9 protein-coding genes are annotated in these 10,346 nt (G+C 74.0%); 1 reads left to right on the forward strand and 8 read right to left on the reverse strand.

The genetic code is table 11. From position 1 onward, the window contains the following. The first annotated feature begins 141 nt into the window (after nt 1-141). Entirely contained in the window at nt 142-1,839 is a 1,698-nt protein-coding gene (locus ACIOC1_RS25880; protein WP_401856499.1) for a bifunctional 3'-5' exonuclease/DNA polymerase, read from the forward strand. 13 nt (nt 1,840-1,852) lie between these two features. Here ACIOC1_RS25880 and ACIOC1_RS25885 read toward each other — a convergent pair whose 3' ends face one another. The 8 genes from ACIOC1_RS25885 to ACIOC1_RS25920 form a co-directional block, all read right to left on the reverse strand. Beyond that, a complete protein-coding gene (locus ACIOC1_RS25885) occupies nt 1,853-2,134 on the reverse strand; it encodes a hypothetical protein (protein WP_401856500.1) in 282 nt (93 codons plus the stop codon). Next, complete coding sequence (locus tag ACIOC1_RS25890) at nt 2,131-2,631, reverse strand: hypothetical protein (protein WP_401308232.1); 501 nt, start codon at nt 2,629-2,631, stop codon at nt 2,131-2,133. The genes ACIOC1_RS25885 and ACIOC1_RS25890 overlap by 4 nt, the downstream gene beginning before the upstream one ends. 217 nt (nt 2,632-2,848) lie before the next feature. After that, complete coding sequence (locus tag ACIOC1_RS25895) at nt 2,849-4,378, reverse strand: sensor histidine kinase (protein WP_401856501.1); 1,530 nt, start codon at nt 4,376-4,378, stop codon at nt 2,849-2,851. Continuing rightward, nucleotides 4,375-5,079 carry a response regulator transcription factor gene (locus ACIOC1_RS25900; protein WP_401856570.1) on the reverse strand — a complete coding sequence of 235 codons (705 nt, stop codon included), beginning with the start codon at nt 5,077-5,079 and terminating at the stop codon, nt 4,375-4,377. The genes ACIOC1_RS25895 and ACIOC1_RS25900 overlap by 4 nt, the downstream gene beginning before the upstream one ends. 240 nt (nt 5,080-5,319) lie before the next feature. Beyond that, nucleotides 5,320-6,708 carry a ricin-type beta-trefoil lectin domain protein gene (locus ACIOC1_RS25905; protein WP_401856502.1) on the reverse strand — a complete coding sequence of 463 codons (1,389 nt, stop codon included), beginning with the start codon at nt 6,706-6,708 and terminating at the stop codon, nt 5,320-5,322. Nucleotides 6,709-6,725: 17 nt separating this feature from the next. After that, a complete protein-coding gene (locus tag ACIOC1_RS25910; protein ID WP_355346746.1) occupies nt 6,726-8,009 on the reverse strand; it encodes an RICIN domain-containing protein in 1,284 nt (427 codons plus the stop codon). 163 nt (nt 8,010-8,172) lie between these two features. After that, the gene (locus tag ACIOC1_RS25915; protein WP_355346749.1) at nt 8,173-9,150 is read right to left on the reverse strand and encodes a lysylphosphatidylglycerol synthase domain-containing protein; all 978 of its coding nucleotides are present in this window, start codon (nt 9,148-9,150) and stop codon (nt 8,173-8,175) included. Nucleotides 9,151-9,617: 467 nt separating this feature from the next. Then, complete coding sequence (locus ACIOC1_RS25920; protein WP_401856503.1) at nt 9,618-10,307, reverse strand: hypothetical protein; 690 nt, start codon at nt 10,305-10,307, stop codon at nt 9,618-9,620. Nucleotides 10,308-10,346: the final 39 nt, after the last annotated feature.

The following is a 10,346-nucleotide window of genomic DNA, read 5'->3' on the forward strand; positions in this document are numbered from 1 at the left end:
GCAGGATTCGCCGCCGGGCCGGAGCGCGGCCCTTGCGCTGCCGTGTCGTCGGCCCGCCGGGGTAACGCGGCCGGGCCCGTGCGCGACACCGTCCGCGGGCCCGCCCTCCAGGGCATTGTCAGTGGTCGCGTCTAGGCTCCGATGGTGGGTACAGCCATCGCCGCCGTCGCGCGGATCGCCGCCGTGCCCGACCCGGTGGGGTCGGGCGGGCGGCTGTGCGCGCTCGGGGAGGACGGGACGGCGGTCGGGAAGGTCGATGTCGTACGGGACCTGGCCGCTGAGGTCGCGCGGCGGGAGGCCGAGCAGGCACCGCGCTGGGTCTGGGCGGCGACCGACGAGGTGTATCCGTGGCTGCTCGACCGGGGGTCGGTGCGCACCGCGCGCTGCCATGACGTGAAGCTCGTCGAGTCGCTGCTGCTCGGGCAGGAGGGCAGGCACCGCAGGCCCCGGTCTCTGGGGGCGGCGTGGGCGCGGCTGCACGGGCTGCCCGAGCCCGAGGACGCCCCGGAGCCCGGCGCGGACGACCAGCCGGTGCTGTTCGCCGCCGACCGGCGTCATCTCCCGCGGGATCTCGATCCGTTGGCCGCGCTGGTCGAGGTGCACGCGGCGCAGCAGCGGCGGATCGCCGCGAGCGAGCACCCCGACCGGATCCGGCTGTTGTGCGCGGCGGAGTCCGCGGGCGCGCTCGCCGCGGTCGAGATGGGCCGGGACGGGCTGCCGTGGAGCGCCGAGGTGCACGACGAGCTGCTGACCGGACTGCTCGGCCCGCGCCCCGCGGGTGGCGCACGGCCCGCGCTGCTGGGCGAGTTGGCCGCCCGTATCCAGGACGCGCTCGGACGTCCGGTCAACCCCGACTCCCCTGCCCAGATGCTGCCCGCCTTCGCCCGCGTCGGCGTGCATCTGACGTCGACCCGCTCGCACGAGCTGCGCGAGGTCGGGCATCCGGCGGCCGGGCTGCTGCTGCGCTACAAGGAACTGTCCCGGATCCACGCCGCGCACGGCTGGGCCTGGCGCGAGAGCTGGGTGCGCGACGGCCGCTTCCGCGCCGAATACGTGGTGGGCGGCGTGGTGTCGGGCCGGTGGGCGACGCGTGGCGGCGGCGCCCTTCAGATCCCGCGGCTGCTGCGCTCCGCCGTCGTCGCCGACCCCGGGCACCGACTGGTGGTCGCCGACGCCGGGCAGCTGGAGCCGCGGGTGCTGGCCGCGATGTCCGGTGACGCCGGGCTCGCGGCGGCTGCCGCGGAGGGCGATCTGTACGCGGCGCTGGCGCGGAACGCCTTCGGCGGCGACCGGCCGCGCGCCAAGATTGCGCTGCTCGCGGCGATGTACGGGCAGACCAGCGGCGAGGCGGGTCAGCTTCTCGCGGTGATGCGCCGTCGCTTCCCCGCCGCCCTCGCCCTGGTGGAGGCCGCGGCCAGAACGGGCGAGGCGGGCGGGATCGTACGGTCGCGGCTGGGCCGTACGTCGCCCGCGCCGTCCGCCGACCGGTTCCTCGACGAGAGCGCCGACCCCGGCGACGGCGCGTCCCCCGACCGCCGCGCGGCCCGGTCCTGGGGCCGCTTCACGCGCAATTTCCTCATCCAGGCCAGCGCCTCCGACTGGGCCTTGGCCATGCTGGCCTCGCTGCGCCGCCGGCTGACCGCGATCGGGCCGGAGCCCCAACTGGTCTTCTTCCAGCACGACGAGGTGATCGTGCACGCCCCGACCGAGCTCGCGCCCGCCGTCGAGGCGGCGGTGACGGCGGCCGGTGACGAGGCCCGCCTCCTGGTCTTCGGCTCCGCCCCGGTGCCGTTCCCGCTGGAGACGCACGCGGTGGCGTGCTACGCGGACGCCAAGTAGCCCGGCGGCAGGGTCACTTGTCGGCCGCCGCGTCGGATTCCGCCATCGCGGCGGCGGAATCCGCGTCGTCCACCAGCTTGCGCATACGGGTGATTTCGGAGTCCGAGGGCGCGGAGGAGTGGCTGCCCGCGGATGCGCCCGCCGACACGGCGGCCGAGGTGTCCGCCGACGACGCCGGTGCGGACGTACGGCCGGAGTGTCCGCAGCCGGTCACCAGTGCCCCGGCGATCGCGCAGGCGGCCAGCACGGCACCGGCCCGCGTACGGCCGCCCTTTCGCGAAGCGGCGCCGCTCACTTCGTGGCGCCCTTCGCCGTGAAGTCCTGTGTCCCGCACCAGGTGCGGACGGCGTCCAGGTCCGTGCTGCGCCGGTTGAGGGTCGGCACCAGCGACTTGCGGAAGGTCAGCTTGTCCTTGAGATACGTGGCCACCGCCGTGTCACCGGCCGTGTTCGCGTTGTCGACCCGCTTCTGGAGCCGGGCGACGGAACCGCGTTCCGTGGCAGGGCCGTTGAGCCGGGCGAGCGCGCGGTCGATACGGGCGTCGATCTTCGGCACCCGCTTGCACAGGGCGCGGGCGCCGTCCCCGGTCGGGGCCTTGTGGACCTTCGGTGTCCTGGACCCGGCGGACGGGTCCGTCGACGGTGCGGCGGACGGGTCGGCCGCGGGTGCCGAGGACGGGTCGGCAGACGGTGCGGCCGACGGGCTCGTGGCGTCCGCGACGGCGGTGCCGGCCGCGGCGAGCAGGGCGGCGAGCGCGGCGGCTGTCGCCACGGCGGTGCGAGTGGGGCGCATGGGTTCCTCCCTGAAGGTTTCGGCACCGGTCGCGGTGCCCGTCAGAGCCGGAGGTTAGGAACCGTCTTTGTGGAAACCTTGTGACCGCGCGACAGGCCCGCGACGACCGGCCGGACCGCAACTGCCGTGCGCCCCGGGAACCTTGCACGTGGCCCGGTCCGACCGGTGACCCTCGCGCGGAACCCGAGGCAGGCGGTGCCCGGTGCGGTCCGCGGCCCTACGGCCGCTCCCCCGTCGACGCGCCCGCCAGCCAGTCCCGGCCGCCGGGCAGCGGGCGCTCCGACGTGCCGAGCGGCAGCACCACGGTGAAGCGCGCGCCGGGACCGCCCGGCCGGTCGCCGACGGTGATCCGCCCGCCGTGCAGGGCGATCTGCTGCCCGACCAGGGCGAGGCCGAGCCCGGAGCCAGGGCTGTCGGGGCGGCGGCGGAAGCGCTGGAAGATCTCCCGCCGGGCGGCGGGCGGCACTCCGGGCCCGTGGTCGTCCACGGTCAGTACGACAGAGGGGCCCGCCGGGTCGGCCCCCGGTGCGAGCGTCACCTCGATCAGCGCCCCGCCTCCGCTCCCCGTACCGCCTCCGCTCCCCGTACCGCCGCCGGGCCCGTGCCCGTCCCCGTCCCGACTCGCGCCGTGCACCGCCGCGTTGACCAGCAGATTGTCGACCGCCGAGCGCAGCCCCTGCGGCCAGCCGTACACGCGCAGGCCCGGCCGCGCGGTCAACTCCACGCGTACGTCGGGGCGTTCGCGCCGCAGGTCGGCCACGGCGGCGTCCAGCACGTCGGCGAGGTCGACCGGCACGAAGGCGTCGGCCTCGACCAGGTCGCCCTGGGCGAGGGCGCGCAGCATCACCAACAGGCCGAGCAGCCTGGTGTGTTCGCCGCGCAGGTCGGCGATGATCTCGGCGCGTTCCGCGGGATCGGGCTCGGGGCGGCCGTCCAGGACGTCGAGGTTGATGCGCATGCTCATCAGGGGGTTGCGCAGTTCGTGGGAGGCGGCGGCGGAGAAGGAACGCGCGGTGGCCAGCGCCTCGGCCGTACGGGCGGCCTGTTCGTCGTAGCGCGCGAGGACGGTCTGGAGCGTGCGGGCGAGTTCGTCGACCTCGGTGACGCGGGTCGGCGTGTGGTCGAGGCGGGCGGCGCTGGTGCGCGGGTCGATGCCCCCGGCGCGGCGCTGGAGCCGCCGCAGCGGGAGCGCCGCGCGGGTGACGGCGAGCCAGGCGGCGGCGCCCGCGACCGGCGCGGTGAGCAGCGCGACGGTGACGATCCTGCGGCGCACCCGGCTGATCTGCTCCTGGCCCGCGGTGTCCGGCGAGAACAGCCACAGGGTGCCGGTCGCGGCGGGTCGCACAACGGACAGCGGTACGGCGAGCACCCGCCAACTGCTGCCGTCCGCACGGAAGGTGACGGGCCGTACGGCGTCCGCCGCGGCGGGCAGCGGCCGGCCGTCGGTGGGCTGCGGGCCTTCGGTGACGGTGCCCTCGGTGCCGGTCACGCGGATGCCGACGTCGAGCGCGGCGGCGAACAGCTTGCGCTGACGGGCCTGTTCGACCTCGGCCGACCGGTCGTTCGCCATGGCCCGCAGCAGATTGCGGGCGTCGGCGCGGACGGCGGCGGCCCGGTCCCGCAGGTGCGCGTCGGCCTGCGCGTGGACGTCGTGGCCGACCAGCCGGACCATGATCCAGCCGGAGGCGAGGACGAGCAGCGGTACGAGGACGGTGATCGCCAGCGCGATCCGGGTGGACAGCCTCACGACACGCCGTCCCGTTCCCCGGCTCGCCGCTGTTCGCGTCCGTCGGCCCGCAGGACGAATCCCACGCCCCGCACGGTGTGCAGGATGCGGGGCCTGCCGCCCGCCTCCAGCTTCTTGCGCAGATAGCTGACGAAGGTGTCGACGGCGTCGGTGCGGACCTCGAAGTCGTATCCCCAGACCCGGTCGAGGAGTTGGTCGCGGGTGAGCACGAGACCGGCGTTGCGGGCGAGGAACTCCAGGAGTTCGAACTCCCTGCGGGTCAGCTCCAGCGCCCGGCCCTCGCGGGCGGCGGTGCGGGCGGCCGGGTCGAGGACGAGGCCGCAGGCGCGGACCTGGCCGTCGGGGCGCGGCGGCCGGCGGCGCAGCAGGGCGTGCAGCCGCAGGACGAGTTCTTCGAGTGCGAAGGGTTTGACGAGGTAGTCGTCGGCGCCCGCCTGGAGTCCCGCGACCCGGTCGGCGACCTCGTCGAGCGCGGAGAGCACCAGCACCGGCAGGTCGTCGCCGCCGGCCCGCAGGGTCCGGCAGACCTCGATGCCGTCCACGTCGGGCATCGATATGTCCAGGACGAGGATGTCGGGCGGGGTACGGCTCAGCAGGTCCAGCGCGGCGGCGCCGCCGTCGGCCTCGGTGACGGCGAAGCCGCGCAGCCGCAGGGCGCGGCCGAGTGAGCGGCGGATCGCCGCGTCGTCGTCCACGACCATGACGCGGCCGGGACCGGAACCGGGGCCGGGACCGGGGCCGGGCTCGGAACCGGGGCCGCCGCCCGCCTCCGGGCCGTCCGTGTGCGGCATCGGATCTGTCATCGGAACATGCCTCCGCTCCCCGGCCGTCGCATGGTGCATCGCGGGAACCATGCCTACACGGCCGGGGAGCGGAGAGCCATCGGGGGGTGGCGCCCCCGCCGTCGCGGCGGGGGTGCCACCCGGGTCACTCGGGCGGTGTCACCCGCCGTACTGCGCGAAGGTGCGGGTGAAGTCCCACGCCTGCTGGGAGACGCCGGAGCAGGTGTCGTCGTTCGGGTAGCCGCCGGGGCAGGGCCGGTCCCGGTTGGCGGACCAGAAGGTCAGCCGGGCCAGGTGGTGCTGCTGGGCGTAGGCGAGGATCGTGCGGAAGTCGGCGACGGTGACGGTCTCGCTGTTGTCGGTGATGCCGTTCATCGACGAGATGCCGCTGTGCCGGTACGCCTGGTCGTCGGTGTAGCCGTACGCGTTCTTGAGGGCGTTCTTCAGGCCGTCGGTGGCCTTGGTGGTGAGGTTGCCCATGTTCTGGCCCGCGCCGCCGAAGTCGAACGGCATGATCGTCCAACTGTCGACGGTCAGCCCGGAGGCGGCGGCCTTGTTGATCAGGCCGGTGTCGGGGCCGCTCTGCCCGGTGCCGATGGTGACGTACTCGACGATGCCGGGGTTGTTGGCCTTGATGGTCTTGAGCGCGTCGACCGTGCGCTGCTGGACGGTGCCGTTGCTGTAGGCGCTGGCCTCGATGTCGATGTCGATGGCCTTGAGGCCGTAGGCGTTGATGACCTTCTGGTAGGCGCCCGCGAGCGCGCTCGCGCTGGTGCAGGACTCTTCCAGCTTGTTGCCGCTGTAGCCGCCGAAGGACGGGACGACGTCGCCGCCCGCCGCCCTGATCTTGTTGATGGTGTTCTGGTCGACGCCGCCGGTCAGCGCCCGGCCGCCGTCCCACTGCGGGTTGCAGGTGCCGTTGCTGAGCACGAAGGCGAGCGTGAACCACTTGACGCCGGTCGCGTTCATGATCGTCGTCGGGTCCGGCGGGTTGCCCCAGCCGTTGTAGAGGTACGGCGCGACGGCCTGGACGCCGGTGCCGCCGGCGGGCGGCGGGGTGGTCGGCGGGGTGCCGCCGCCGGTGGGCAGCGTCCACTTCTGGTTGGCGGAGCCCGCGCAGTCCCAGATCTGGAGCCGGGTGCCGTTGGCGGAGCTGGGGCCCGTCGCGTCCAGACAGCGGCCTGAACCGGCGTTGACCAGCGTGCCGTTGCTCGACGTCCACTTCTGGGCGTTGGTGCCGTTGCAGTCGTAGAGCTGGATCTGGGTGCCGTTGGCGGTGCCCGCGGCGGTCACGTCCATGCACTTGCCGAGGGCGCGCAGGGTGCCGTCGGAGGAGACGGTCCACGCCTGGGCGGCGCTGCCGTTGCAGTCGTAGAGCTGCACGGCGGCGCCGTTGGCGTTGCTGCCCGAGGCCACGTCGACGCACTTGCCGCCGTAGCCGGTGACGGCGCCGGTGGCGTCGGCGCCGGACGCCTGGCTGATCCCGAGGGCGGTCAGGGCTCCCGCGGCGAGCGCGGCGGTGGCCAGGAGCGTGGTGGTCTTTCGCATCTGCCGGATCCCTCTCATCAGCCGGTCACGGTCCACTTCTGGTTGGCGGTGCCCGCGCAGTCCCAGATCTGGAGCCGGGTGCCGTTGGCGGAGCTGTTGCCGGAGGCGTCCAGGCATCTGTTGGAGGCCGGGTTGACGATGTCGTGGGCGGCGCTCACGGTCCACTTCTGCGCGTTGGTGCCGTTGCAGTCGTAGAGCTGGATCGGTGTGCCGTTGGCGGTCCCGGCCGCGGTGATGTCCATGCACTTGCCGAGGGCGCGGATGGTGCCGTCGGAGCCGACCGTCCAGGACTGCGCGGCCGAGCCGTTGCAGTCGTAGAGCTGCACGGCGGCGCCGTTGGCGCTGCTGCCCGAGGCCACGTCGACGCACTTGCCGCCGAGGCCGGTGATGGCGTGTCCCGTGCCGGTGCCCGGTCCCGAGCTGTCGCTGGTGGTGACGTGCACGTAGTCCACGACGAGCTGCTGCGGGAAAGTGGTGCTGGAGTTGGGGTCGCCGGGCCAGTAGCCGCCGACCGCGAGGTTGAGCAGCAGGTAGAAGGGGTGGTCGAACACCCAGCGGTTGCCGCCGAGGTCGGCGGACGTACGGGTCTGGTAGACGTTGCCGTCCACGGACCACTTGATGGAGTTCGGCGCCCAGTCGATGGCGAAGGTGTGGAAGGCGTCGGAGAAGCTCTGTCCGCCGGGGAGGGTGTATCCGGCGCCGATGCCGGCCGAACCGGAGTAGCCGGGGCCGTGGATGGTGCCGTGCACGCTGCCGGGCTCGAAGCCGACGTTCTCCATGATGTCGATCTCGCCGCTGTTGGGCCAGCCGACCGAGCCGATGTCGTTGCCGAGCATCCAGAAGGCGGGCCACATGCCCTGGCCGCGCGGCAGCTTCATCCGGGTCTCGAAGTGGCCGTACGTCTGGGTGAACTTCTGCGGGGTGGACAGCCGCGCGGAGGTGTACTGGCAGGACCCGTACCAGCACTGGTAGTTGGCCGGATTCTCCTTGCGGGCGGTGATGACGAGGTTGCCCTGGCCGTCGAGCGCCGCGTTGTGGGTACCGCTGGTGTAGTACTGGCGCTCGTGGTTGTTGACGTTGTCACCGGTCTCGTAGCCCCACTTGGAGCTGTCGACCGCGCTTCCCGCGGGGCCGTTGAAGTCGTCGGTGAAGGTGGCGGTGGCCGCCACCGAGGCGGTGTCGAGCCTGCTCGCGGTGGCTTGCGGGGACGCGGTCTGTTGCAGCCAGCCGCACAGCAGCAGTCCTGCGGCGGCCAGCAGCGCGAGGGGGCGTATGCGTCGGGTGGGGGGTGATGCCGACATTGCCGGACTCCTCGGTCGGGTCGTCAGAAAACGGTTTTGGGCATGCTCCTGACAGACAGTGAGGTGCGGGGCACCCTGGGAGACTTCCCTTACGTCTTAGTTCAGGACGTGATTTAAATGGCGGGACTGAGGGGAGTCAAGGCTTCCGGCAAAGGTACGTACCTTAAAGTTCGCGGCGCTTGACGAGCACGGCGAGCACGACGACGCCGGGGATGAGCGGCAGCCAGGTGGTGACCAGGCGATAGCCGAGTACGGCGGAGGTCGCGGCGACGGCGGAGGCCCCGGCCGTGACCAGCGCGAGGGCGAGCGCCGCGTCCAGCGAGCCGAGCCCCGCCGGGGTCGGCAGCCAGCCCGCCGCGGTGCTCGCGAAGAAGTACGCCACCAGGATGCCGCTGACCGGCACCGGAGCGTGGACCGCCTTGACCACGGCGACGACCACCGACGCGTGCATGGCGGGGAAGGCCAGCGAGCCGCCCCACAGGCACGCCACGCGCGCCCGGTCGCGGTGCAGGGTCCGTACGTCGTCGGCCACCGACGCCAGGAAGCAGCGGGCCCGGTCGCGCGCGCGGCCCGCGTACCGCGAGGCCACGAACGCCAGCACGACCAGCACCAGCGCGACCGCGCCGATCACCATGGGGTCGGCGGGCAGCACGAATCCGTCGGGGGCCAGCCGGTGCACTTGCAGAGCGTCGGGGAAGAGCGCGAGCAGGACGAGCAGCAGCGTCACCCGGCCGATGGCGGCGGCCGAGGCGCGGACAGCGAGCGCCGCGAGCGACCGTGTCGGCGTCATGCCGTGCCGCACCAGGAAGCGCAGATTGACGGCGTTGCCGCCGACGCCCGCGGGCAGGACGTGGTTGGCCGCCGAGGCCGCGAACTGCGCGGCCAGCAGCCGGCCGGGCGGCAGCGACATGACGACCGCGCCCTGCTGGGCGACGGCCGAGCAGACCCACGTCATGCACGCGGCGAAGACCGCGACGGACATCCACTCGGCGTCCGCCTGGCCCAGCCGCCCGGCGCTGTCGCCGATCATCGGCCACTTGCTGACGGCGAGCGCCGCGACCGCGGCCACCGGCAGCAGCATGGCGGCGGACCGCACCGAATTGCGCTGCCAGAGCGCACCCTCGTCACGGGCGATGGACACGGTGACTCCTCGTCGCATGCGGTACGACGGCCGGGGCCGCCGGGGGACGGTGCGCGTAGCAGTGCGGGAAGTGGGACGGTTTGTCCAGACTAGGTGCCTTCCGGGGCGGCGTCGTACCGGCACAGGGCCACCCGGGTCAATCGTCGGACCCGCGCGCCGCGACGGCGAGGGTCCGTCAAGGGCCCCTTTTCCCGGCTGCCTTGGGGGTCCGGCCACGCCTGGAGTCTGCCCGCGTACGGTGAACGGCGCGCAGACCGTGACTGTCGCCATGTCCCCGGTCGGGTGACTCTCCACCGCCGCGGGATTAGCTCCGGAGAGTGCCGCGCATGGGCGCGGCGGACGGCGCGGAAGCCGAGGTCACCGGCGGGTTCCCGCCATGGCGCCGCGGCGGTCGTCGGACCGGTCGCCGGGGCGCGCGCTCAGCGGGTCGGGTCGGACCGCCCACCGGAGTGCCCACAGGGGCGCGGTCACCAGGTCAGGAACGCCTCGTAGGCGGGCGCGAGGGTGTCGGTGAGGGTCCGGCCGCGGACGCTGACCGCCGGACGGCCCAGTTCGGCGACGGCCGGTGCCGGGGCGGCGGCGCGGCGGTCGGGGAGGTCGCCGCACTCCCAGAAGCCGCCGTCCGTGGGCGGGCCGTCGTCGAGGGGTACGGGCGGCGGGCCGTTGCGTACGGCGTCCAGGACGGCGCGGCGGTCCCGGCCGCGCCAGGTGGTAAGCAGGAACGGTTCGTCGTCGATGGCGGCGCCGAGCGCGGCGAGTACGGCGGTGAGGTGGGCGCAGGGCAGCGCCCAGTCCGGGCAGTCGCACTCCAGGACCGGCTCGCCGTCCCCGGCCGGGAGCAGCGGCAGCCCGGCCCTGGCGAAGAGGGCGTCGGCGTCCGGCGGCAGCTCGCCGTCCAGGAGTTGCTCACGCGCGTCGGAGTCGGCGACGAGGGCCCGCTCGGCCCGTCGCCACTCGGCATCGGTCAGCACAGGCAGTTCGATCCGCACCGTCCACGGTGTCGGCGCGCCGTCCCGTACCCGGGCGGTGACCAGCCCCGGCTCCACCGCGAGTCCTGTGACGCGCCCCGACGCCGGGCCGCGCGCGTACCCGAGCCCCGCGAGCCGGGCGTCCAGCCGTGCGGCCCACGTACGGCCCCCGCTTCCCGCCCCGGTCATCCGCTCACCCCCGCTACGGTCCCCGCCGCGCCCGTACCC

The sequence above is a fragment of the Streptomyces sp. NPDC088197 genome (assembly GCF_044741185.1).
Classification (GTDB): Bacteria; Actinomycetota; Actinomycetes; order Streptomycetales; family Streptomycetaceae; genus Actinacidiphila.